Below are 21,782 nucleotides of genomic sequence, written 5' to 3' on the forward strand. Positions count from 1 at the left end.
GAAATACGTAGTGGAAGAAATACGGGGCAATCGTGATGTGATTGTCTCAACGGGATTAAAGAATATCCCTGCTGCTACTCTTTATGAAAAGTTGGGGTTCCAGCAAGAATGTTTACTGGATATTGCTCCTAATTTGCAGATTGTAAAAATGCGATACCGTACATTTAAATAGGAGAATATCTTTTCTGAAAGAAACCGGTTCATGTACGTTCACTATTGAAAAATACCCATTATGAATCCCTTTCTTATGATGGACAATTATTCCAAATTTTTCAGTTTGTTGTTAGCAATAACGTAACTAAAAAGAGTARCCTAAWTWAWTTAGGYTACTCTTTTTCCTTCTATTAAGTACCAATTATTTAATAATTATCTGACTAAATTCACTATCAATTGAGTTCATTACGCAATATAAACTTTAAAATTAGCATTCATTGCAGGTTCACCCTTCAGGAGCACTATTTACAATTTCGTCTATTGCTTTACTAAAAATATCCACGAAATATTCATGTTCTTCTCCGGGCGAAAGATCAACTAGCCTGATTTGATGTTCATTTAATTCTCTCTTATTTTTTTTTCCTCGTCCTGGGTAAACTGGCCATACTTCAAATACTGGTCTAATTTGCCTTAATTGTCTTTCATTCATTCTTCCCTTATATAGCCAACTACTCCTGCACATTGAACTATAATTATTTAATTGTTTCATAACATCTGAAGGATTACTTTTACTCATAAGCGAGTCTTTCCATATATTATGTAAAGGTCTATATTTGAAGTCTAAAATCATACTCCCAATATGTCCATTAGCATCATATACATCAATTCTACAATCAGGACGGTTATGATTTGAGCTAGTATATAGAGGCTTTCTTAAAGATGTTTTGTCTGAAGAAGAAGGTAATACTTCATCATAAGTTATTATGATTTCTATTTCTTCTTTTTTAAATATTACATATGAGCCTTGTGATAATTCTGGTACTTCCACATTTGTACTACTAGAATTAATTTTTAATAGCCATCCTTCAACAGCTTTATATCCCATTTTTTCTGATAACAATGTTTCAATCACTTTAATAAATCCCCATATTTCGTATAGCTTATCAGTTCTCTTCCAATGAAATTTAAAAGATTCATCAAGTGAAATTGAATATTTTTGTTCCATCATTTCTCTATATATTTGATTAATAAAATTATATCTATTGTCAAACAACATCGCTAATGGTACTTGATCTTGATTACTCTCTTCTAATTCCTTAATCCATTTAATTAAAAGAAATTTATTCCAAGATTTTTCTATTTTTTGAATGTCATTTTTCATTTTTTGTAAATCATTTATAATTTTATTCTGCAATCTTAAATTAGATTTGTTTGATTCACCCCAATAAGAACTCTCTTTAATTTCTATAATTACTTTTTGTTCCGAATTAAGAAGAAATTCCTTTAAATTTTTGGTGATCACATTCAATTTCATTACAATGTGTTTTAACATAATATTTTCTTTTAATTTATAATAATAAACAGGCTTAGGCTCTTTTAATAAATTTTTTAGGTTAGGGTGTTCAGCTTTAAACTTAATAGTATGTTCATCAATCCTTCGAACCCGAGAATCTTGTACAAGATGATATTCTTTTTTTAATTCATATCGAGGATTAGATATTATATCTTCAATTGTCGAAATTAAACGGCTCTTATTTTCATTTAATATAATGAATTGTCTCATCAAAGAAAATGGTATTGGATAAGTATTATCAATATTAATATTCGTGTTTTTCCTCATCAAATCTTGTGCAAGGCCATTAAGTTTCATCTCAACTTCGTCTCTCATTATTTCCCACTGTTCAATTTCCATTTCCTTTGTTTCAACTTTTATTAAAGAATAATATTTAATTTCATTAGAGACAATCATTACCCGATAATAACCAGGAATTAATGGATAGTATTCATTACCATATTTAAATATGATTTGCTCTTCTGAATGAGGAGATAAATAAACTTCCCCTTTCTCATCGATACTTACTTGTGATTCCGGTAGAGTTTCTAATCCATCCATATATAATTTACTATTTCCCGAATTAATAAATATAATTGACAGATCTATATTTTCAGTTACTTTAACAATATCATTTTCACTTAAATCTTTAATCTCTTCTTGCGTTGTAGTAAATTTTTGGATTCTTTTTTTTGTATATCCATTAATAATGTATAATTCAAATGGTAAATCCATTACGGTTAATCTCCTTAGACTTTTGTATAATTTCAAGTCTAGTTTTAGTGAAATCAGATAATGTATTATACCTATCAAATATCTCAAATAAGATACTATTAGTTACCGTGTCTTGCTGCTCAATATAATCACCTATAAGAGGTTTTAAAACATCTTCAGATCCTCTAATTTTTGTCATTATCCGCTGAACAATTTGTACATCCAAAGCTTCTTGTCTACTAAATGGACAATCACTAGGAATGTTTTTTAAATATTTGTCAATTTGCTTAATGACTCTTAAACCGATTCCTAATTTTTCGCTAGTATTTTTTAATGCATTATGAATATCCCACAATAAATTCAATTCTTCATATTCTAAACTGATTTTTTTATCTTTATTTCTATAACTTGAATATTCTTTTGCTGTAACCACTCGTTCTCGCGGTTTACTTTTTTTCACTTCTATATCTAAAAGATTTGCGTAGTTTAATACTTCGAGTTTAATAACATTTGCTCTATCAAGAACTTTATCACTAAAATTATGTGTCGTTTCATCTATATTAACTGTACCCACAAACATAACATTATCTTTTATTACAAGACTTGATCTATATTGTTCACCATTGTAAAAACGATATTGCAAATCTTCATTATATAATTTTAATATTCTTGTGTCAGTTTCAAGAACTGATAGAAATTGAGCAAAGTAATGCTCAACTCGGGCTAAATTCATTTCATCAAAACATACAATATAAAGATTTTCTGATTCTTCATCTGCTTCCGCCTTTATTAATGTATTTACTAACCCGGAATCGCCTGGTCTATATACATTATTTAGTGTATCTGGATATCCAATTAAATCTGAGTCATCTGTCCAAGAAGGTCTAACAGATATAAAATTCAGATGTGATTGGGCAAGCCCTAATGCCTTGGAATACGCTGAAACTAATTGAGATTTACCTGTCCCGCTCATCCCAGACAATATAACCAAGGACTGTGTTTTCATTGCAATATGAAAATTATATAAATCAACATCAGAATATACTAAACCTAATTCCTTTGTTTTTTCTTTAAAATATGTCATAAATTCTATTTCAGAATTTTTCTCTTCCTCTTCTTTATTTTCTTTATCAGGATTTTCTGTTTCTGGCGGAATATTTGAGATAACATCACCTTGTTTTAACCTATTATAAATTTCTTGATGTAAACTATAGGGAATGAAAAATAACTTATCCTCATAAGTATGTATTTCTTGAATAAGTTCTTGATCAAGTTCTATTCTTTTTAATTCTTGTTCCGACAGATATAAGAATCCTCCATGTGCATATCTATGACTGTCAAACTCTCCATAAGTTATAAAGCCCTTATCTTCATCTTTCCAAACAACAAAACTTGGCGTATCTTCATCTTCTTTTGAGACTGAATTGTTATGTCCAACATATTTGTTTGTTAAAAGTCTCTTTTCGAATTCATCCTTGTCAACTTCTTCAGAAGAAGTGAAAATTGGAATTGGGATAAATGTCATATTTGTACTATAAGAATCTTTCTTGGGTGTTATTGTAATATTTGTTGCTATAAAATATTCTCTAAAGTCTGAAATTCTTTTTTCAACTTGAAAAATCAATAATGAATCTCTTAGGAATTCTTTTATTCTCTCAATTCTCTCGTATTCACTAAGTGTAGAATCGTCATCAAAACCCCACTGGCTGATTGAATCAGAATAACAAGTAACAATTTTCACATCTATCGGAAAATCACTTGGCGATTCGGAAATTATTTTTATGTAAAATTGTAATGTATTATTAGTATTTACAAATACGGTTTGATTATCTATTTCACTATTTCCAACTAATCTTCCTAATAGTCTTGCATCCCATCTCTTTGCTTTCATTTTTACACAACCCTTTTATATTTTAATAATTCTTTTTTCAAATCCAAAAAGTTCTCTACTTTTTTTATTTTATGATTACTTTTACTTAGTTTTAAATAGAATGTTTCATCTACTCTGTAAGAAAGAAAGATTATTTCTTCATAAATATTTAAGTTGGTACTTTCTATTTCAAATTTCTCTATAAAATCAACTTCTATTTCTATGTCTTGGAAAATTTTTTCATTAAATGGATTTCCAATTAACAATATTTTTTTAGATGAATCTTCTGGAACCTCTTTTAAATTGTTTCCATTATGCCTATTAGAAAGCTTCACATTTTTCAATTGTTCTTCAAGTTCTTCCACATTACCCTTTAAAAAATTATTCTCATTCTTCAATTCTTCCACTTTTTTACTACTTTCCTTGAAAATATTAATCTTCTCTTTTTCATGTAATATTAGTTCTTCATCTTTTTTTTCTTTTTCTTTTTGTAGAACTATTAATTGTTGATTCAATTTATGATTTTCTATAGACAATAATTTTATTTGTTCCTTGGTTTTTAATTTATATGTAGAAAGTTCTTCTTGTAACTTATTATATAACTTACTAGTTTTATTTAGTTTCAACTCCATTTTCAACATTTTTTTTTCATCTTTTTTTTCTTCATTATTTATTTTTTCATTACTTCTTTTTTCCAATTCATTCATAAAATTGTTAATATAATTGTTAATTCTCTTTTGCTCTAATACTTCTAGTTCATCATCAGTATTTCTCTTTCTCATAATTTCAAATAATTCTTCTGCCTCAGGCTTTTTGTCATTGGTTATTAAATAACTTAATATTATTCCGAAGGGTATGTCATCAATGTCTAAGAAGTCTGTAACGGACATTTCCTTAAAATTATATCTTTCGGTGATTTTACTCTGTGGTTCATATTTAAGTGCGTCAAGTTTTTTTATGTTAACATTATTTGTGACTGTAGATGCTACAAGTTTTTTTGAGTTTTTCGGAATTGTTCCTGGCCTAAAACCAGATATTTTTATTCCGGCTTTTTTCACTAACTCTTCCATTTCTTTATCATTCTTTTGTAAAAAGATCCATGTCCAAATTTCTTTTAGTGCGCTCATTTGAAAACTCCTTTCATTCGTAAATCTTTTCTACTATTTTAACACTTAAAAAATTAGAAGTTGAGAAATATTGAAAATTTTAGAAATTTCATAACCGACTATTAAATTCATTAATTATTTCTTCATGTTAACAAGCAACATTAATAGGATGCCAGTGTACAATACACCCTCAGCATCCTATTTTTGCTCTTTTCGTTCCTGCAGTGACGGCTTTATGAGAAGTTGGGGTTTGAGCGGGAGGAGTTAATTCCAATTTCAGAAGAAGTGAATATACTAAAGTTACCTGTTCGTGGTAAATGACCTCTTTAGTTGAATGGCTAAAGAGGTTTTTTGTGCTCTTTAAGGGTTAGGCCAGGACAAAGACGCCGACGAGTTCGTCGAGGGGCAGTTGGTGGATGCCGTAAGGGTCTTCGTATCGTAGGCACTGATTGTTGGCTTCTTTGATGATGCCGCGGTGATAGTGGATTTTGCCGCTCTTCCACGAAGTGAGGCGGGTTTCCATTCGGCTGATGAGTGCGCGTTCGATTTCTTCCTGCATCGTATCGTAATCGAACGCGTCGAGTTCGGGCTTTTTGACCAACTCGTGTTCTTGTTGCCATTCGCGGAGTTGCGCGACGTGCTCTGGCAGCATCATGGCCGTCCATTTGATTTTGCCGCGATCTTTGAGGTCGCCTTGCATTTTTAATCCGCGGTTAATTTTCATCAGATCACGTCCTCTCGTTCTTTTCGAATGACGGGGACGGCTGCTAAGACATTGTCAAAGTAAAAAGTACGCTTTGCTTGCTTCGTAAAACAGTACGCCTGAAACGTGTCATGGTAGGCTTTGATAATTTTCACACGACGTTTGGTGATATTTCCATCCTTCGCTAAATAGACCATTTCCAAAATACCGTGCCGCTTCATGATTTTTACGATGTTGTCTTTCATTCAAGCCGCCTCCTTTTTTCTCATTATATGCGAACATTTGTTCTTTTATCAATGGTAATTAGAGGAGTTTTTACATAAAACGGTCCAATCATTTTAAAAGTATGTTCCAATTCAATAAAAATAACCCTTCAACTTGGAGTCGAAGGGTTATCGTATATCGTTATTCACCTATATAAAACAGCTTGAACATTATTTCACGTTGCGGCACTTGAAGGAGTTCGAATTTCTCCAAGAATGCTTCTTTGTCATAGAACGCTTGATGTATGCCAGGTTCATTCCCTTGAATGTCTGTGATAATCGCTAGTTTCATCTGTATCAATCCTTTGATCATTTTTCCTGTCTTTATTTTACCTCTTTTTCAGCTACATCTTGCTTCCAGGTTTATGAGCACAAGTTAAATCTACTTTTCGTGTAAAATGAAGGCAGTTAGCCGATGATGATATACGTACGGATTTACCATTCAAGGAAAGTGAGTGTGGAATATGCAAAAACGGATTCTTATGATGGGACTTATGAGTTTGATGCTAGCAGCCTGTTCATCAAATGAAAAGACCGAACACAATGAACACAAAGTAGAGAAATCAACTCAGGAGAGTTCTTCCTCTCCATCTGGAGATTTTTATAAGGAAACAACGGACGTTGAAGTATCTCATATTCATGGGCTTGGCTACCCTGGTTCAGGTGATGCCCTAATGCTTGCCAGCCACCACGGTCCTGTTTTGTATGAAGAAGGAAAATGGAAAGAAACAACGGGTGAGAAGCATGATTACATGGGCTTCCAAGCTGTGGCGGACGGCTTTGTTTCCAGTGGTCATCCTGAGCCTGGTTCGAAATATAAAAATCCGCTTGGTCTGCTCAAAAGTACAAATGCAGGCGAGTCGTTTGAGCAATATGCATTCGAAGGTGAAATTGACTTTCACTATTTAGCAGCTGGTTACAATACGGATCGCATCTACGTTTTTAATGAAACGCCAACTGAAAAGTTAGGAAACGGCTTTTATTATTCGGATGATTTAGGTAAGTCGTGGACTACCATGGATATGGGTGGATTTGAAGCTAACATGATGTCCAATATATCTGCACATCCAGATGAACCTGAAACCGTTGCGATTGGTACAGACCGTGGGTTGTACGTATCTAAAGATGCGGGCAAGACATTTTCCCTTGCTACGAAAGACAAGACAATCACTTATGCTTTGTTAAACGAACGACAGGCATATGTTGCGGAAATAGTAGATAGCAAAGTTCAATTGAATCAAATCGACCTTGCGACAAAAGAGGAAAAAGCCATGGCCATTCCAGAACTGAAGAAGGATAATGCGATTATTTACATTGCTGTGCATCCTACTGATGACAATGAAATATCCATCGCAACATTGAAAAATGATGTGTACCAAACAACTGATGGCGGAGCTAATTGGAAACAAATTTTAGCTGCCGGTAGCGTTTCTAAATAAAAGCGATTCACTGTAAAAGCACTTTTCACTAAGCACTAATTGTCTGAAAGGCGTTTAGTCTAGTGTCTGTAGGGAACGATATGGATAACTACTGGATGAAGGTGAGGAGTAAAAAGTGAATAGCTGGACAGTATCTTGTCTTGTCTTCGTGTTGGCATTCGCTTTACTTTTGCATGTATGGAAAAAATCCAATAATTCTCAGAGACGATTGGCTTCATTGCATATATTAACTATATTAACCATATAATATTTATACTATGAAGAATCTTGCTTGAACAACAAACTACGAGGTTCGTAGACTTGGTCCTTTGCCTGGAAACATAGATTTATTTATATTACCCAAGACATTGCCCCATATGCAGACCGTTGTATTACGTATAATACAACATCTCATTATGAAAGGCGGTGTTATCTATGGGATATAACAACTGCGGATCTTCTTTCGCTTTACTTGTGGTACTTTTCATTTTGTTGATTATTGTCGGAGCTGCTTTTCTTTACTAATTAAAATAATCGCAAGGAAAAGAAAACCACTCTCACAAGCACTCCGAGAGCGCTTTGTATGCGCTCTCCCCTATTATTTTTGGACAAGCCCCGTTTCTGAGAATTAAAAGAATAAGTAACACCTTAGCTGTTGTTTTCATTCGAGTGCACGAGGGAACATTATGATTAGAGGTGATTGGATGGGAACATTTAAGAGTAATGGAACGAGTCTAACATATGAAGAATATGGATCCGGTGAGCCTCTATTGTTACTGCATGGGTTAACCGGCAATCGCCATATGTTTGATGCGGAAGTAAAAGTATTCAAGAAGTATTTTCGAACAATCGTACTAGATGCACGTGGGCACGGGGACTCCGAGAAACCATCATCGTATACGTTAGATGATCATATCGGCGATGTACTTCGATTGCTTGAACATTTAGGGATTGAAGAAACTTATTTGCTAGGTGTCTCAATGGGCAGCTATATTGCGCAAGGTGTAGCAATTGCTTCACCGGAACGTGTGAAGAAACTGATTTTAGTGGCAACGAAATCCCAAGGGAAAACATCTTCAATGGAAGCCTTGTTTGCCAAACATGCAAAAGAACTTGAAGGAATGGACTTTTCAGAGAAAGTAGCCAAAGTCTCTCCATATATTTTTCATGACCTCAAAGCTGTCGGCAAGTGGAGTCACTATGCTGCTGAAAAGGGTTCACCATTGACCGCTAACGAGATTGAAGCTGCAAATGAAGCGTTAGAGGGCTTTGATTTCCGTGAGGATTTGTATCGTATAACAGCTGAATCATTGGTCATCAGTGGTGATCATGATGGATTGAATCCGCCTGAAGTAGGACGTGAAACAGCGAAATTGATTCCGAATGCCACGTTTGTGGAGTTCAATCAGTCAGGACATGCGCCTAATGTGGAACAACCCTTGCTGTTCTTGGATTTCGTACTCGAATTTTTAGATCAAAAATAAAACCCAGCTCACACTTTGTGAACTGGGTTAGTCTCTTTAGTTAGAGGGTTTCCGTTTTTTTCGAACAAGTTTGAACAAGTAGTATAACAATATAGCACTCACTAAAATGACCCAAATCATGGCTTCATCAATTTCCTTTGAGACTAGACCAGCGGGAATCAGTGCCAGGATGAAAAAATAAATAAAATTCCCGATGGTCGTGGCAAGAATAAACGGCCAAAACCGAACCGTGCTCAATCCTCCCAATATATTGACCAAACTAGTCGGGACTAAAGGGAAAATCCGCGCTTGGAATACATAAGCAAATCCATTCGCTTCTATTTGTACAAGTAAACCTGGTTTGAATTTTTCAATCAATCTTTCTTGAAACAAGAAGCGGACGGCACAGAAGACGAAGACTGCGGCGATTACACTGGAAATCCAGCTCCATAAAAAACCATCAAAAAATCCAAACAGCGTAATGTTGATGGTAATTACTAATAGTAAAGGAAACACCGTAAACGAATTTTGGAGAATCATGATGACCAGCATAAATATATATGCATAAAGCAGATTATCATCCAAAAAATCTTGAATGCCTTCGACGTCACGATTTACGAGAAGAGTAATGATCTGACGATTTAATAGTAAAAAAATGAGCAGCAACAATAAGCCAGCCCAAACCAACCAGTTTTTATGCGTGAATTTGTTGATCGCTTCTTTCATTCGTCACCCACTTGTATCTTCCTATGGAAATAATTTTATTGTGCAATAAATTAATTTTCTTCTATCATACCATGTTTCTTAAAATTGATAGAAATGGGAACTGTAAACATTTCCAGCTAACGCCGTTTTTTATAACAATGAGGCCTCACCAATACTCTCCAGAAAACCAGAACAAATGCTTCTGTGGTATGATGGGGAAAAATTCTAAAGTAGAGGTGATATCTTGAAAGGCTATCAATTTCTTGTCACGCTAAATTATGTAAAACCGAAAGTATGGCGTCGCATTATCGTACCTGAGACGCTCGATTTTTATGATTTACATTCGATTATCCAAACCTCAGTCGGATGGACAAATAGTCACTTATTTAATTTCTCCATCGACGATTCCAAGAACAATAAAACGATTCAATTAGTCGGCGATGAAGAATCGGTTTCAGAAAACTTCGGCATGGCCCAATACTATATGAAAAACCCGCCAGAAGAAGGATCGTATGAATTCAGAATGTATCAACGGTTTATCCGTACTCAGCTATTACTCGCACGCGATGTGGATTTGACCAAATACGTCCATGACTCCCCCGTATTTCGCTACATGTATGACTTTGGAGACAGCTGGGACCACGAAGTGGTGCTCGAACAAGTAGTGGATGATTACGCGTATAATTATCCGCAACTGCTCGAAGGCAAAGGTACTTGCCCACCTGAAGATGTGGGAGGTCCGCCTGGATATGACGAATTCAAGCGTGTCATGAAAGACAAAGATGACCCTGAACACGCGGGGATGAAAGCATGGGCAGAAGGTCAAGGGTATCAAAAGTTCAACTTAGCCAAAGTAAATGCCGTCTTGAAAGAAGAATGGTGTGGCCAAATAAAATAAAGTGAAGCAAGAAACAATCTTGTGTAATGAACCGTGATTTTTTCCCGAGTCAGTGCCAAAGATGTGCATATGCTAAAGCATCCTTTCTAAAAAGGTGGTGTAAAGCATGGGATACGAATGCTGCAATACTAGCGGTTCTACGTTCACGTTGATTGTTGTTCTCTTCATCTTGTTAATTATTGTCGGTGCGAGTTGTCTATACTAATTTATAGAAATTAACCCTCACATTCGACTATGACGCACGACTCTTTCTTCCCCCATCGTGTGTAATAAGTACAAAAAACCTGACTCCTTACGGGATGTCAGGTTTTATTGTGTGTCTGGAAAGGATGATTTTTTCCGTGTCTAGGCGAATGGACGAAAAGCGGCTACGAATGGTCAAAAACTTGGGCTGACTGGATGAAAATCAATCTTGACTGGTCAAAGACCTTTATCAAGTGGTCAAAAAGTAATCAACCTTTAATTAAGCGACTGTTTCCTTCTCGTAAATCGGTACCCAGCCTTCTGTCGTGACAAAGATGCGTACTGCTACAACTTTACGGTCTTCCATCAGCGTAAAGTAGTGCCGAACATTTTCAGGTACAGAGATTAAGTCTCCCGGTTGCAACTCGACATCAAAGAACTCTCCGTCTTCCGATTGAATGACGAAAATGCCATGACCGCTGACGATGAAACGCACTTCATCGTCTTCATGATGGTGCTCCTGTTGGAAATTTTTCAACAGTTGTTCCAAGTTAGGCGTTGATTCAGAGAGTGAAATCACATCCGCTTGCTGGTAGTTGCGTCGCTCGGAAATGTCAGCAATTTCGATTCCGAATGCGGATAGAATCTGATGTTTTTCTTCATCTGTTAAATTGAATTTTTCACGAAGATTGGTTGGAAGCTTCTCGATGTCCCATTTTTCATAAATAACTTCATTGCTGTTCAAAAAGGCGATGACTGCTTGCTCTTCTTCAATGCGTTCGTTGTTTGCGTGTTTGCGAATGTATGCCATTTTTAATAACTCCCCACTACATGTTTTATAGTTGCTATTTTCACTTGGTACGAGAATAAAAATTCCCATGCTTCCAAATATTTTTTCGCTTCAAAAGCGTCTTTGCCCCACACCGTGATGCCGTGATTTTTAATCAGGATTGCTCCCGTGTCCCCTGTTACATAACGATCAAATTGTTCAGCAAGTGTCGGGATATGCGCGACATTTGGAATGATCGGAATGCTGACTTTGGCATCTTGTTCCCAGGAACCGAGTGCTTTAATAATTTCATTTCCGGTGAAATCGATATGTGTATCATGTTTATACAGTTCTGTGATGACATTGTTGTCAATCGTGTGCACATGAAGGACACAACCGGCATTTGTTTTGTTATAAATCTTAGCGTGGAGCAAAGTTTCAGCCGATGGCTTTGACATCGTTTCCTCCAACTTTTCACCAGCTGCATCAACCAGTAAAAAGTCATGATCCGTGAATTTCCTTTTGTCCTTACCGGATGCTGTAACGAGGAATGTAACCGGTTCATTCGTTACCTTAATCGATAAATTACCACTCGTTCCGTAGAACCAATCGCGGTCTGCGAGTTCTTTTTTTATGGCCGCAAGCTCGTTCCAACGGGAAAAGTAATTGCTCATGTGCGTACCTCCAATTGCTTTAAAATGTGAATCACGTCTGTAAATGTTTCAAATGGCTCAAAAGGAATATCGAGTTCTTCGCATTTTTCGATGAGGAAGTCCCGCGCTATGACTTTGTCTGCCAGTTTGGCCGCTTGCAAATCGGTAATGGAATCACCGATGACGATTTTGTAAGTGTTGTCGTCACTCAGTTTGCGGATAATGGATGGTTTACAACAACCACAGCCATTCGAGCAATGTTCATCGCATGTATGAGGCCAGTTGATTGTGATGGTTTCTCCAGAAAAATCTGCCACATTGCAGTAAATACGGTCGTCTTCTATATGTTCCTTCACGAGTGGCTTAACAAAGAAATCAATGCCTCCAGATACAATAAAGAGTGGAATCTTCTGTGCTTTCGTATAGGCCACAAAATCCTCAAATCCTTCTCGAATTTGTGCCTGTTCCAATACAAATTGGGTAATTTCATCTTTTTGGTCGGTTGATAGCAAGTTGAAAAGTTGTGTCACGCCTTGTTGAATGGTTATTTGTTGGCCGAGAATCTGATCTTTAATCGGCTCCCACTCGGGGGGTGCGAATTTTTTCATGATGGCCATAATGTTATCTTTCGTGGTAATCGTGCCATCAAAATCACAAAATATAACGGGTTGTGTCATCGTACTTTGTCACCCCACAATTCCAGTGCTTGTTGCAGTTCTGCATTTGTTTGCGCAGCCTCTGATAAGGTCTTCCTTGAAAGCGTTGCATCAACCGCTTGCCTGAATGCTTTGCCCCCTGCCGCAGAACCTGCTGGATGTCCGTGCACCCCGCCACCTGCATTGATGACGGAATCAATACCAAAGTCTTCAATCAGTTGCGGCACCATGCCCGGATGAATTCCGGCTGAAGGCACTGGCAAAGAGGTCTTTATCAAACCAGGAACATGGAGTGCATCTGCAATTTGTAGTGTTTCTGATTTTTCCAAGGCCACACTGCCATATGGTGAAGGAAATAACGAGAAATCCGCCCCGGCAAGTCGCAATAATTTACCCAGTGCGAGGTGGTTTGAGAGACCATACTTTTGGGATGGAGTGAATGCTCCCGAAACGGCTGGGTGTGCCATAATCGGAATCGCAATTTCTGGATCTTCAGCTAAACTTTGCAGTGTATCCAATCCGTATGCATAAACATTAAACAGCAACATATCTGCCCCTAGCTCTGTCGCGTGTCTTGCTTTGTCTTTTAAGTCGAATGTACGTCCTGTCAAATTCACTGCGTAACGTGTGCGGTGACCTGTCTCCGAGAAAACATGCTCGAGTACTTCACGTCCTTTTACAATCCGTTGTTCAAAAGGCGTCGACTCGTTTTCGAATAAAATTTCATCATCTTTCACAAAATCCACACCACCGCGTGCTTGGTGTTCGAGTTGTGTTAGTAAAAAGCCCAAATCTTTCCCGAGTATGCCTTTAAAGATACTCATGACAAATGGTCGTTCTTGCACGCCTGTCAATTGTCGGATTCCTTCTGTGCCGAATTTCGGCCCTGGAAAGTGGCCCGTTAATTCCGGACTGAACTCCAAATCAATTAATTTGATTTCCCCGTCCAGTGATAACTTGCCAAAAGTCGTCGTTAAAATGGCTGGCAAATCAGGACTGAAATTCGCCATGGGGTATGCAATGCGAATAATTCCTTTCGTTCGGCTTTCTAATTGACTATTTTCTTTTTGGACAGATACAACGCGTCCCTTATGTTTCTTCAGTTGCTGTTGTTCCAGTTGCGGTAAGTCGGTCCATGATCCGACCGTCAAGCCAAGTGCGATGCCTTCTGCTTTTTTTTCTAAATTTTCTTCTATGCTATGGACTAAATAAGTCGCGATTACTTCACTCAATGTCTCCACCTCTTTAGGGAAAATAAAAAACCTCTTCACAAAAAAGAAGAGGTTAGTAGTTGAACTAACATCCTCTTATCTGTCAGCTACTGCTGCAAGAATTAGCACCGTGCCTACTCGCGTAAGTCGGTTGCCGGGTTTCATAGGGCTAGTCCCTCCACCTGCTCTTGATAAGAAAAATGTAGATATGATATTTTTTAAAATCTAAATTGGATTATGACAGGGTGCAAAATACTTGTCAACATAATTTTCTAACAAATTAAAATATACTGCTTTTTATGTGTGTGATAAAGTTATGCTATGTTTGCCGGGAAATAGATATGACCGTCCTAAGAAATAAATTTCAAACCGACAGCCGCTCCTAACACCATGGCAATAAACAGCATGCGCAACCATGTTTTAGGCTCCCCGTATAAAATCATGCCTAAAATCGCTCCACCTGAAGCACCAATACCTGTCCACACTGCGTATGCCGTACCCATCGGAAGGGTTTCCATGGCGAGTGCAAGGAACAGGAAGCTTGCCAAAAAGCTTGCGAACAATCCGCTAATGGACTTCCAATTGCGACTTTTATGCACTTGACTGATCATCGCCACACCTGTCATTTCAAACAATCCAGCAATGATTAAGAATATCCACGCCATTAGGATTCCACCTCTTCCTGTTCTTTTGTCACCAGCTTAAGCCCGACAACCCCAATTAACAGAAGTGCAATCAAGGCAATTTTTGCGATACTAAATGATTCCCCGAAAAAGAGGATATCCGCAATCACTGTACCAGCTGTACCAAGTCCGACAAACACTGCATACACGGTTCCAACAGGAAGTGTTTTCCCTGCCATAATCATTAAATAGAAACTCACTGAAATCGCAATTGCCGTGCCCAACCATGTCCAAATATCATCCGCATGCTTGAGACCAATTACCCAAAACACTTCAAAAAATGCTGCTATGAAGACTTTCATCCATTCTTTATTCATGAAAACATACTCCTTTTCCAAATCAAAATAAGCCCGAGAGATAAACGTATCATACGTCATCTCCCAGGCTTTTATCCTTCCGTGTATCTTTGCATGTGTGCAAAGCGTTTTCTCTTGGACCAGACCAAACCGGTTGTTTGCGGAACCCTAGAAAACTTGGCCGCCATTGTGAAAATGGCGCTTTATGAATTTATTAATTCCATGGCTAGAATAAACTATATTTTACAGAGAGTCAAACGATGCGCTCGCTTTAAAGAAACAGTTGTAACAATTGGAAGTAAATGTAATACTTAATGGTACTATATTTGGTTGTTGCGGAAGGAGAATCACAATGAAAACCTTCAAAAATAAGATGATTATTCTAATCATGTCCATCGTCATTTTCGTCATTTATTTTCAGATACTTGGATTTTTTGCAGGTAATCTACTTCCTATCTCTCCACTTGGTACGATGATTGGATTGATCATTCTTTTTCTTCTCATCCCGATTTCGTATCTGTCAGCGTATGGAGTGGTAAAAGTTATTAAAGATATGTAAATTCCCGTATGAAGGAGTTTTTAAACAAGAAAAAACTCTCCATAAGAAATGAGAGTAGTAAAGTGAATCAATTTATTTATTTATGATTGCGTTTAGTTAATTCCAAGGTGTCTGTGATGAATTTAATTGAGAAAATCTCTTTTCTTGTGCTCTTTGAGTGGACTTACTTATGAAGTCCATAAATCGCGTCAAAGATATTTTTTTCCAAGGTCTTCGTTGAATTTCCACGTTAATGACTCTCCTTTAAATCGCATTTTTTATTTTTCCTTTATCTAGCTTTTAGAGGTATTCGTTGTCGTTTATGAAATGGAAATGTGGCAATGGTTCCCGCGACTCCACTGATGGCTAAAAACGAAAGGATTGCGATAGGTAAAGCTTTCTTTTTCAAACGTGTTTGACTCATGTAGGACCTCCTTGGATTTGAGCTTGCACCTTTAGTGTAATAGATGAATATGAAGAGGATGTGAATAACTTGTTAAGACATTATTTAGAAAATGAACTTTTAATGTGAAGTTATAAGAAATCGACTGGTAACTTCTCCTTTTTCAAACGAATTTTGTTGGCTTCAATACAAGCACATCGAACTTTCGTGGTAAACTACTACTAGCATTTACAGTGTGAAACGAGGTTTTACTTATGATTCGAACATTTGGAGTTACCGTTGATAGCCAATTAGAAATGGACTTTCCTTTAGAAGATCTACATAAAAAGTCATTCGACTGGTACTGGATTGATTTTGACAAACCATCAGCCACTGAATGGGCTTTGCTTGATTCGTTCTTTCATTTCCATCCACTGGCGATTGAAGATTGTTTACACCGCTTGCAGCGCCCGAAAGTCGATTACCACGATGGATATCATTTCTTTGTCGTCCATACGCTGAATGAAGAGACACTCGAAGCAGAAGAATTGGATTTATTCGTTGGAAAGAATTTTGTTGTTACTTTTCATCATAATACCGTTCAAGAATTGGACTTGGTTCGAGAAAAATTGCAACGCGATGCCTCCTTCTGGGAACGTGGAGCGATTTATGCGATGTATCAAATTCTCGACAAAGTGGTTGATTCCTACTTTCCACTTGTGTACAAGATTGAGGACCATTTGAACGAAATTGAAGATCAGATGACGTTTGATATGAAGCATTTTTCGATGGATACTGTCTTTGAAATGCGCAGTGACTTGTTATGGTTGCGCCGAACGATTTTGCCGATGCGTGATTTGATGTACCGAGTTTTAAACTCGAGTAGTTTTAACCTTCAACAGCACGAACATTCCTACTTTGCGGATATTTCTGATCACCTCGTCAAACTGACAGAAATTGTGGAGTCAAACCGAGAACTTACAGCGGATATACGAGATAGCTATATGGCAATGAACTCCAATCGAATGAACCGAATCATGATGATTTTAACGATTGTATCCTCCATTTTCATTCCACTAACATTTGTAGCAGGGGTATATGGCATGAACTTTGAAAACATGCCGGAACTCGAGACGAAATACGGCTACTTTTTCGCTTTAGGCGGAATGGCACTTATCGGATTGTTAATGTTCGCCTGGTTTAAATACAAAGGCTGGCTGAATTTATTCAAATCATAATGAAAACCATCTCCCGAAAAAAAGGAGATGGTTTTTTATTTGATCGGTTTCCAGTTCATAAGTTCAAACAGGATTTCCCCATTGTAGTATCGAAAATAGAAATAGGATGAAGAACTCAATTTTAGAAAATTTTTGGGGAGGATTATAAGATGAAGGAAAAGTTACTAAGAGTAGGAACTACATATTTACCTGTTACCGACGTAGAGCTATCTTCGGAATGGTATGTACACAAATTAGGTGCTGAATTAAGCTATAAAGACAACGATAAAGCTATTCTTAATTTAGCCAACCAAAGTATATTCCTTGTTAAGTCTAGAGATAATCAAAGCTCGAACTTCTATGACATTAATGGGAATGAACATTTCTCTATTACCTTTGAAGTGAACGGATTATCTGCTTTAGAAAGTATACACAAGGATTTCAATGAAAAAGAAATAAGAATTGGCGATATCGAAAACCGCGGGCATGCAGGAAAAAACTTTGTTTTTTATGATTTAGATGGGAATAAATTTGACGTTTGGAGTGAATTAAGCAACATATTTAAAGAGAAATTCTTAACTGCTAAAAAGCTATAGAGTGATGGTGTTACAAGGCTTAACCCATTAACTTCACTTATTGTCCATAAAAAAAAGGAGCTTTACGCTCCTTAAATCGGCTGAATTATTCTTCGCCTTCTTCAGTGTTTTTGTTTTCAGAATCTACTTCGTCCTTCTGGTCACCATCATTGACACCATTATCCTGGTCAACTCCGTCACCACAACCTGCTAAACCACCCAAAACGATTCCACCTACTAGACTACTTGCTAATAATGTTTTTTTCCAATCTGCCATGTTAGTTTCCTCCTCATATTTTGTGTTAGTTGAATGTTTCTAATGTTCTAATTCAAATTTACCCCTATACAAAACATATAAACCTCATCCGTAAATGTTAATCGAAACAGTCATTTTTTCTTTCTTTATTAGACGAACAATAAAACAGCTCAGCAGATTCCTGCTGAGCTGTTTCTTTTATGCTTTTCCATCCGTCAGAAAAGGTTCATACATGGTAATGGCATGGTTTTCAGTAATGAACTCGTCATCGATTCGTTCTCCGAAACGGTTGAGTACTTCACGGTATATCGTGTTGTGACGTACGTACCCGCCCCATTGTTCTAATGTGAACCAATGCTCTTTTTCATAAACATTGTAGGTCGTCAAAGAAGGTTGTGTCGATCGCCATTCGCCTACCAAAGATTGATCGGTTACGTAAATGATTAGTTGGTAAGGTTCATTCGTTTCATTTTTAATCTGCAGGTCCAAATAGTTATATGCACAAGTTGCCCCGCTTCCAAAAGGTTGGCTGCGCTTGGAATCCGGAAATACATCGTAACTGTGACGGTAGCGTTCTGTTACAGTAAGTGGAGTATGCAAAGTCATCCAGTAAATCAGGTTGGATAATTGGCAAAGGCCACCGCCTGGACCAGATCGCACTTTCCCATAATGCAAAATCATGCCGTCAAGATAACCTTTCCGTCTCGTTGTTTTCCCAATTGTCTTCCAGTAGGAAAACGTTTCACCTGGCTGAACGACGATTCCACTTACTTTTTTAGCCGCAATCTTTAAATTCACGACTTTATTATATTGCAGTTGCATGTCCACGTCTTTTAACTGACGCAGCAACGGTGTCTTGTGTTTGAAAACTCGATATTCCAGTGATTCATTTCGCTTATTTTTTGCGTACTTTTTTTCATCCAGTACCCATTCAGCATATCGTTTCAGTCGATAAGCTTTAGTTCCCATCCATATACGGGAAGCACTTCTCTTTTTCGGTTTAAGAGATTGCAATTTAGTGCGCTCCTTTCAATTAGAAAATTAACCATCGTCATTAAATGCATATGAAAAGAACTTTCAATGTAGACACCTCAAAAATTGCAAATCATGACAACGTTCCCATCTGGATCTTGGATATTAAACCAAGCTTCTCTTCCACCTTTCGAGTCATTGAATCTTTATATCATTCTCCATAAACTAGGAGAATCCTTTTTATTATTACGATATGATGTTAATGAAGGTAAGGAGGATGAAACGAATGCAAGCACCCAAAGAGATATTGGCTGTATGGGGAAAATTTGACGACAAGCCTATGGATACGCTGATGAAACTATGGTGGTCCAAGCAATCAGGTGGTGGAGCACAGCGTCCTGTTTCTTTGATTAAGGAGCATTTCGAGCATTTCGGTGTCGCTGGGAATTGTGTAGACTTGTCGCTATGGTTAATTGAAGAATTCCGTGCTGCAGGTATTGAAGCTTATGGAATTACGAATGATGTCGATGCAGAACGGGCACATGTTGCTGTAATTGCGATAGATGGTGAAGGACATTGCTATTTGTGCGATCTCGGTGATCAATGGATTCAGCCAATCGCTGTGGATGCAGAACGGGTTAACCACCAAGACTATGTCAAAGGATTTTTTCCTGCTGCAAAAGTAAAACTCCGGACAGAACGATACAAGACCACCATTTCATATCAAAGGCCGAATGGGAAAGTATCAACTTCAGAATACGATATGACGCCACTCGATGATCATTTGTTGTGGGCCATTTCAGAGCGTGTGCAAAAAGTTTTCCGAAAGAAGCCGCTAGTTGAAATCAGGCTTCCTTTGGAAGAAGAGATCGTTCACTGGGAATTTGATGACTGGAGAAGTTTTTTAAGTACTTCACAGAAATTGCATGCGGAAGATTCCGATTTAAACTTGGAGGAATGGATTCAACGAATTAACTCGCGGACAGGCATGAAAGAAGAGTTTTTAAGGGATGCTTTGGGGTACTACAAAGCAATGGAGAGAGATTAAAAATCACACTTTGAGGAACCGTCATCTCAGGGACAAGTTAACTTGACTCTGAGACCTTTCTGAGCGATAAATGGTTCAGTTTGAGCGATAAACATCGCTGTTTGAGCGTTAATTTTTTCACAAACTTTCACATTACACAAAAAAGCTCACCCTCAGTCTGAGTGTGAGCTTTGCATTTATTAAAATTCAATGGTTTCAGGTGGTTTTCCACTTTTGTTCATAAGACGAATGCTTTCTGGTTTTACAACCAATATCACTAAGTTCGGGTCTTCTGGACCTTCGAACCAATTTTTCATATGGTCATTCCAAATTTTTTCTTTCAAACTTTCGTCTTTACTTTCACTTACTTTGCCTTCAATCTCTAGGAATGCATCCCCGAAGCCTTCTCCGTCATAGCCAATCAAAATATGTGTATATGGATTGGCTTCAATGTCTTCAACTTTATGCGTGTTTTTATTGGTTGGCGTATATAAAGTGAATTCTTCATTGAAGAAAGTCATGTATCTTGAGTGTGGTTTATTATTTTTAATCGTTGCCATCGTGCCGGTGCGACTTTCTTTTAAAATATTCAATGCTTGTTGTTTACTCACTCTTAATCAGCTCCTTTCCTGAAAGTATTCCTTTCAGTTCAGCCAATTAAACATGACAATGTGCTGTTATTCCGCTAAATATTGGTAAAGCATATCGTCATCAACATTCGCTTTTCCACGTCCATCTCGATTGTTTGAGACGAAGTACAACTCATCACCATTTGAAAATACATCTCTTATTCGTCCATAGCCCGTAATTTTATCCTCTAATTCACCAGATTCGGGATTAATGACGAGAATACCTTCTCCTCGCAAAGCTGCAACATACAATTTCCCTTTATGAAACGTCATGCCAGAAGGTGCCCATGTGATATTCGCACCTGAATGAAGCAATGGAGTCACATATCCTTCTCGCTCTTCACTTCCTTCAGTTAATGGCCAACCATAGTTACTACCTGGTTCGATTTTGTTTATTTCATCATTGGCAGATTGCCCATGTTCAGAAGCAAATAACACACCATCATCTGACCAAGCAAGGCCTTGAGGATTGCGATGACCTAAACTAATGGTTTCCCATTGATTGTTTGCATTTAAACGGAGGATTTTCCCGTTTTTAGAATCGGGCTCTTGGGCGAGTTGTGGATTTGACGCATCCCCAATCGTTGCATACAACAACTGATCAGGACCGATTTCAAGTCGACCTCCATGATGGACATTGCCGGTTGAGATTCCGTCTAAGTGTATGGCGTTTTCTTTCCAGACGTCACCTTCTAATTTCAATGTCACTATACGATTGAATGGACCGTTTCCCGCATCGTAATTGTAATAGGCAAATGCAGTTTTTGTTTCTTCGAACGATGGTTTCAGGACAAATCCAAGCAAACCCGCTTCCGAAACTGTCGCTAAAGGCGTGGAAAACTCTACTTTTTGATGTTCGACAGTGCCATCCGCTTGGATATAGGCAATCGTGCCGACCCGTTCTGATATGTAAAAGTCCTTCCCAGATTGGTTGATGGACCAAGGGACTTGAAGATTTGTAGCTACTTCTTTAATTAACTCTGGTTCTTCAGAGTTGTTTTGTTCAAATATTCCACACCCACTTAACAGAAGAAGGCATGAGGTGAAGATTACCCATCGCTTCATGACCAATCACCTCTTTACTCTTTCTTCACATTATACTGAAAATT

Annotated in this window: 27 protein-coding genes and 2 riboswitches; of the genes, 9 read left to right on the forward strand and 18 right to left on the reverse strand. The window is 37.4% G+C overall.

Annotated elements, in window-relative coordinates; all coding sequences use genetic code 11:
• Positions 1 to 439: 439 nt before the first annotated feature.
• The 6 genes from AC1DSL_RS05565 to AC1DSL_RS05590 form a co-directional block, all read right to left on the reverse strand.
• A complete protein-coding gene (locus AC1DSL_RS05565; protein WP_477531474.1) occupies positions 440 to 2,221 on the reverse strand; it encodes a nuclease domain-containing protein in 1,782 nt (593 codons plus the stop codon).
• Entirely contained in the window at positions 2,205 to 4,091 is a 1,887-nt protein-coding gene (locus AC1DSL_RS05570) for an McrB family protein (RefSeq protein ID WP_477531475.1), read from the reverse strand. Before AC1DSL_RS05570 ends, AC1DSL_RS05565 begins: the two co-directional genes overlap by 17 nt.
• Before the next feature lie 2 nt (positions 4,092 to 4,093).
• Positions 4,094 to 5,197, reverse strand: a complete 1,104-nt coding sequence (locus AC1DSL_RS05575) for a hypothetical protein (protein WP_477531476.1) — start codon at positions 5,195 to 5,197, stop codon at positions 4,094 to 4,096.
• A gap of 346 nt (positions 5,198 to 5,543) precedes the next feature.
• Positions 5,544 to 5,900 carry a YolD-like family protein gene (locus tag AC1DSL_RS05580; protein WP_477531477.1) on the reverse strand — a complete coding sequence of 119 codons (357 nt, stop codon included), beginning with the start codon at positions 5,898 to 5,900 and terminating at the stop codon, positions 5,544 to 5,546.
• A complete protein-coding gene (locus AC1DSL_RS05585; RefSeq protein WP_477531478.1) occupies positions 5,900 to 6,124 on the reverse strand; it encodes a transcriptional regulator in 225 nt (74 codons plus the stop codon). The genes AC1DSL_RS05580 and AC1DSL_RS05585 overlap by 1 nt, the downstream gene beginning before the upstream one ends.
• 160 nt (positions 6,125 to 6,284) lie before the next feature.
• Positions 6,285 to 6,434, reverse strand: coding sequence for a hypothetical protein (locus tag AC1DSL_RS05590; RefSeq protein WP_477531479.1), 150 nt, complete (start codon positions 6,432 to 6,434; stop codon positions 6,285 to 6,287).
• A gap of 172 nt (positions 6,435 to 6,606) precedes the next feature.
• On the opposite strand from AC1DSL_RS05590, the gene AC1DSL_RS05595 reads away from it, so the two are divergent.
• The 3 genes from AC1DSL_RS05595 to AC1DSL_RS05605 all read left to right on the forward strand — a co-directional run bounded on the left by AC1DSL_RS05595 (position 6,607) and on the right by AC1DSL_RS05605 (position 9,044).
• Positions 6,607 to 7,581, forward strand: coding sequence for a F510_1955 family glycosylhydrolase (locus AC1DSL_RS05595; RefSeq protein WP_477531480.1), 975 nt, complete (start codon positions 6,607 to 6,609; stop codon positions 7,579 to 7,581).
• A gap of 414 nt (positions 7,582 to 7,995) precedes the next feature.
• A complete protein-coding gene (locus AC1DSL_RS05600) occupies positions 7,996 to 8,085 on the forward strand; it encodes a YjcZ family sporulation protein (RefSeq protein ID WP_477531481.1) in 90 nt (29 codons plus the stop codon).
• A 161-nt stretch (positions 8,086 to 8,246) separates the two neighbouring features.
• A complete protein-coding gene (locus tag AC1DSL_RS05605) occupies positions 8,247 to 9,044 on the forward strand; it encodes an alpha/beta fold hydrolase (RefSeq protein WP_477531482.1) in 798 nt (265 codons plus the stop codon).
• A 36-nt stretch (positions 9,045 to 9,080) separates the two neighbouring features.
• Here the strand turns inward: AC1DSL_RS05605 and AC1DSL_RS05610 are convergent, their stop codons facing one another.
• Positions 9,081 to 9,749, reverse strand: a complete 669-nt coding sequence (locus tag AC1DSL_RS05610; protein WP_016429817.1) for a TVP38/TMEM64 family protein — start codon at positions 9,747 to 9,749, stop codon at positions 9,081 to 9,083.
• 223 nt (positions 9,750 to 9,972) lie between these two features.
• Here AC1DSL_RS05610 and AC1DSL_RS05615 point away from each other — a divergent pair, with 223 nt between their 5' ends.
• Both AC1DSL_RS05615 and AC1DSL_RS05620 read left to right on the forward strand, forming a co-directional pair.
• The gene (locus tag AC1DSL_RS05615; protein ID WP_477531483.1) at positions 9,973 to 10,626 is read left to right on the forward strand and encodes a plasmid pRiA4b ORF-3 family protein; all 654 of its coding nucleotides are present in this window, start codon (positions 9,973 to 9,975) and stop codon (positions 10,624 to 10,626) included.
• A 106-nt stretch (positions 10,627 to 10,732) separates the two neighbouring features.
• Positions 10,733 to 10,831, forward strand: a complete 99-nt coding sequence (locus AC1DSL_RS05620; protein ID WP_081637846.1) for a YjcZ family sporulation protein — start codon at positions 10,733 to 10,735, stop codon at positions 10,829 to 10,831.
• Between the two features lie 258 nt (positions 10,832 to 11,089).
• Here AC1DSL_RS05620 and AC1DSL_RS05625 read toward each other — a convergent pair whose 3' ends face one another.
• From AC1DSL_RS05625 to AC1DSL_RS05650, 6 genes are all read right to left on the reverse strand, one after another.
• A complete protein-coding gene (locus AC1DSL_RS05625; RefSeq protein ID WP_477531484.1) occupies positions 11,090 to 11,620 on the reverse strand; it encodes a cupin domain-containing protein in 531 nt (176 codons plus the stop codon).
• A 2-nt stretch (positions 11,621 to 11,622) separates the two neighbouring features.
• Positions 11,623 to 12,252, reverse strand: coding sequence for a methylthioribulose 1-phosphate dehydratase (locus tag AC1DSL_RS05630; RefSeq protein WP_477531485.1), 630 nt, complete (start codon positions 12,250 to 12,252; stop codon positions 11,623 to 11,625).
• On the reverse strand, positions 12,249 to 12,908 hold the full coding sequence (locus AC1DSL_RS05635; RefSeq protein ID WP_477531486.1) for a 2-hydroxy-3-keto-5-methylthiopentenyl-1-phosphate phosphatase: 660 nt from the start codon (positions 12,906 to 12,908) through the stop codon (positions 12,249 to 12,251). Before AC1DSL_RS05635 ends, AC1DSL_RS05630 begins: the two co-directional genes overlap by 4 nt.
• Entirely contained in the window at positions 12,905 to 14,119 is a 1,215-nt protein-coding gene (locus AC1DSL_RS05640) for a 2,3-diketo-5-methylthiopentyl-1-phosphate enolase (RefSeq protein WP_477531487.1), read from the reverse strand. Before AC1DSL_RS05640 ends, AC1DSL_RS05635 begins: the two co-directional genes overlap by 4 nt.
• A gap of 72 nt (positions 14,120 to 14,191) precedes the next feature.
• Positions 14,192 to 14,296, reverse strand: a riboswitch (SAM riboswitch).
• 152 nt (positions 14,297 to 14,448) lie between these two features.
• On the reverse strand, positions 14,449 to 14,763 hold the full coding sequence (locus AC1DSL_RS05645) for a DMT family transporter (RefSeq protein WP_477531488.1): 315 nt from the start codon (positions 14,761 to 14,763) through the stop codon (positions 14,449 to 14,451).
• On the reverse strand, positions 14,763 to 15,098 hold the full coding sequence (locus tag AC1DSL_RS05650; protein WP_342542659.1) for a DMT family transporter: 336 nt from the start codon (positions 15,096 to 15,098) through the stop codon (positions 14,763 to 14,765). The genes AC1DSL_RS05645 and AC1DSL_RS05650 overlap by 1 nt, the downstream gene beginning before the upstream one ends.
• Positions 15,099 to 15,156: 58 nt before the next feature.
• Positions 15,157 to 15,260, reverse strand: a riboswitch (guanidine-I (ykkC/yxkD leader).
• A 169-nt stretch (positions 15,261 to 15,429) separates the two neighbouring features.
• Here AC1DSL_RS05650 and AC1DSL_RS05655 point away from each other — a divergent pair.
• A complete protein-coding gene (locus AC1DSL_RS05655) occupies positions 15,430 to 15,636 on the forward strand; it encodes a hypothetical protein (protein ID WP_477531489.1) in 207 nt (68 codons plus the stop codon).
• Positions 15,637 to 15,904: 268 nt separating this feature from the next.
• On the opposite strand, the gene AC1DSL_RS05660 is transcribed toward AC1DSL_RS05655, so the two are convergent.
• Positions 15,905 to 16,039 carry a hypothetical protein gene (locus AC1DSL_RS05660; protein WP_016429808.1) on the reverse strand — a complete coding sequence of 45 codons (135 nt, stop codon included), beginning with the start codon at positions 16,037 to 16,039 and terminating at the stop codon, positions 15,905 to 15,907.
• A 233-nt stretch (positions 16,040 to 16,272) separates the two neighbouring features.
• On the opposite strand from AC1DSL_RS05660, the gene corA reads away from it, so the two are divergent.
• Together corA and AC1DSL_RS05670 are read left to right on the forward strand one after the other, a co-directional pair.
• A complete protein-coding gene (corA, locus tag AC1DSL_RS05665; protein ID WP_477531490.1) occupies positions 16,273 to 17,235 on the forward strand; it encodes a magnesium/cobalt transporter CorA in 963 nt (320 codons plus the stop codon).
• A 149-nt stretch (positions 17,236 to 17,384) separates the two neighbouring features.
• Positions 17,385 to 17,810 (forward strand): VOC family protein, encoded by a 426-nt coding sequence (locus AC1DSL_RS05670; RefSeq protein WP_477531491.1) that lies wholly within the window; start codon positions 17,385 to 17,387, stop codon positions 17,808 to 17,810.
• Positions 17,811 to 17,895: 85 nt separating this feature from the next.
• On the opposite strand, the gene AC1DSL_RS05675 is transcribed toward AC1DSL_RS05670, so the two are convergent.
• Together AC1DSL_RS05675 and AC1DSL_RS05680 are read right to left on the reverse strand one after the other, a co-directional pair.
• A complete protein-coding gene (locus AC1DSL_RS05675; protein WP_016429805.1) occupies positions 17,896 to 18,066 on the reverse strand; it encodes a hypothetical protein in 171 nt (56 codons plus the stop codon).
• 177 nt (positions 18,067 to 18,243) lie between these two features.
• Positions 18,244 to 19,014, reverse strand: a complete 771-nt coding sequence (locus AC1DSL_RS05680) for a VanW family protein (protein ID WP_477531518.1) — start codon at positions 19,012 to 19,014, stop codon at positions 18,244 to 18,246.
• Positions 19,015 to 19,303: 289 nt separating this feature from the next.
• Here AC1DSL_RS05680 and AC1DSL_RS05685 point away from each other — a divergent pair, with 289 nt between their 5' ends.
• Positions 19,304 to 20,065 carry a hypothetical protein gene (locus tag AC1DSL_RS05685; RefSeq protein WP_477531492.1) on the forward strand — a complete coding sequence of 254 codons (762 nt, stop codon included), beginning with the start codon at positions 19,304 to 19,306 and terminating at the stop codon, positions 20,063 to 20,065.
• Between the two features lie 179 nt (positions 20,066 to 20,244).
• Here AC1DSL_RS05685 and AC1DSL_RS05690 read toward each other — a convergent pair whose 3' ends face one another.
• The gene (locus tag AC1DSL_RS05690) at positions 20,245 to 20,655 is read right to left on the reverse strand and encodes a pyridoxamine 5'-phosphate oxidase family protein (RefSeq protein ID WP_477531493.1); all 411 of its coding nucleotides are present in this window, start codon (positions 20,653 to 20,655) and stop codon (positions 20,245 to 20,247) included.
• Positions 20,656 to 20,721: 66 nt separating this feature from the next.
• The gene (locus AC1DSL_RS05695; RefSeq protein ID WP_477531494.1) at positions 20,722 to 21,738 is read right to left on the reverse strand and encodes a PQQ-dependent sugar dehydrogenase; all 1,017 of its coding nucleotides are present in this window, start codon (positions 21,736 to 21,738) and stop codon (positions 20,722 to 20,724) included.
• Between the last annotated feature and the right edge of the window lie 44 nt (positions 21,739 to 21,782).

The organism is Paenisporosarcina sp. P4_D4, assembly GCF_056401835.1.

Bases quoted from the DNA above. Each gene is read 5' to 3' on its own strand.
- AC1DSL_RS05610 (WP_016429817.1), bottom strand. From the start codon at position 9,749: ATGAAAGAAGCGATCAACAAATTCACGCATAAAAACTGGTTGGTTTGG.
- AC1DSL_RS05605 (WP_477531482.1), top strand. From the start codon at position 8,247: ATGATTAGAGGTGATTGGATGGGAACATTTAAGAGTAATGGAACGAGT.
- AC1DSL_RS05675 (WP_016429805.1), bottom strand. From the start codon at position 18,066: ATGGCAGATTGGAAAAAAACATTATTAGCAAGTAGTCTAGTAGGTGGA.
- AC1DSL_RS05565 (WP_477531474.1), bottom strand. From the start codon at position 2,221: ATGGATTTACCATTTGAATTATACATTATTAATGGATATACAAAAAAA.
- AC1DSL_RS05580 (WP_477531477.1), bottom strand. From the start codon at position 5,900: ATGAAAATTAACCGCGGATTAAAAATGCAAGGCGACCTCAAAGATCGC.
- AC1DSL_RS05655 (WP_477531489.1), top strand. From the start codon at position 15,430: ATGAAAACCTTCAAAAATAAGATGATTATTCTAATCATGTCCATCGTC.
- AC1DSL_RS05575 (WP_477531476.1), bottom strand. From the start codon at position 5,197: ATGAGCGCACTAAAAGAAATTTGGACATGGATCTTTTTACAAAAGAAT.
- AC1DSL_RS05620 (WP_081637846.1), top strand. From the start codon at position 10,733: ATGGGATACGAATGCTGCAATACTAGCGGTTCTACGTTCACGTTGATT.
- AC1DSL_RS05570 (WP_477531475.1), bottom strand. From the start codon at position 4,091: ATGAAAGCAAAGAGATGGGATGCAAGACTATTAGGAAGATTAGTTGGA.
- AC1DSL_RS05595 (WP_477531480.1), top strand. From the start codon at position 6,607: ATGCAAAAACGGATTCTTATGATGGGACTTATGAGTTTGATGCTAGCA.
- AC1DSL_RS05635 (WP_477531486.1), bottom strand. From the start codon at position 12,908: ATGACACAACCCGTTATATTTTGTGATTTTGATGGCACGATTACCACG.
- corA (WP_477531490.1), top strand. From the start codon at position 16,273: ATGATTCGAACATTTGGAGTTACCGTTGATAGCCAATTAGAAATGGAC.
- AC1DSL_RS05685 (WP_477531492.1), top strand. From the start codon at position 19,304: ATGCAAGCACCCAAAGAGATATTGGCTGTATGGGGAAAATTTGACGAC.
- AC1DSL_RS05660 (WP_016429808.1), bottom strand. From the start codon at position 16,039: ATGAGTCAAACACGTTTGAAAAAGAAAGCTTTACCTATCGCAATCCTT.
- AC1DSL_RS05645 (WP_477531488.1), bottom strand. From the start codon at position 14,763: ATGGCGTGGATATTCTTAATCATTGCTGGATTGTTTGAAATGACAGGT.
- AC1DSL_RS05650 (WP_342542659.1), bottom strand. From the start codon at position 15,098: ATGAATAAAGAATGGATGAAAGTCTTCATAGCAGCATTTTTTGAAGTG.
- AC1DSL_RS05590 (WP_477531479.1), bottom strand. From the start codon at position 6,434: ATGAAACTAGCGATTATCACAGACATTCAAGGGAATGAACCTGGCATA.
- AC1DSL_RS05680 (WP_477531518.1), bottom strand. From the start codon at position 19,014: ATGGGAACTAAAGCTTATCGACTGAAACGATATGCTGAATGGGTACTG.
- AC1DSL_RS05585 (WP_477531478.1), bottom strand. From the start codon at position 6,124: ATGAAAGACAACATCGTAAAAATCATGAAGCGGCACGGTATTTTGGAA.
- AC1DSL_RS05625 (WP_477531484.1), bottom strand. From the start codon at position 11,620: ATGGCATACATTCGCAAACACGCAAACAACGAACGCATTGAAGAAGAG.
- AC1DSL_RS05695 (WP_477531494.1), bottom strand. From the start codon at position 21,738: ATGAAGCGATGGGTAATCTTCACCTCATGCCTTCTTCTGTTAAGTGGG.
- AC1DSL_RS05600 (WP_477531481.1), top strand. From the start codon at position 7,996: ATGGGATATAACAACTGCGGATCTTCTTTCGCTTTACTTGTGGTACTT.
- AC1DSL_RS05630 (WP_477531485.1), bottom strand. From the start codon at position 12,252: ATGAGCAATTACTTTTCCCGTTGGAACGAGCTTGCGGCCATAAAAAAA.
- AC1DSL_RS05670 (WP_477531491.1), top strand. From the start codon at position 17,385: ATGAAGGAAAAGTTACTAAGAGTAGGAACTACATATTTACCTGTTACC.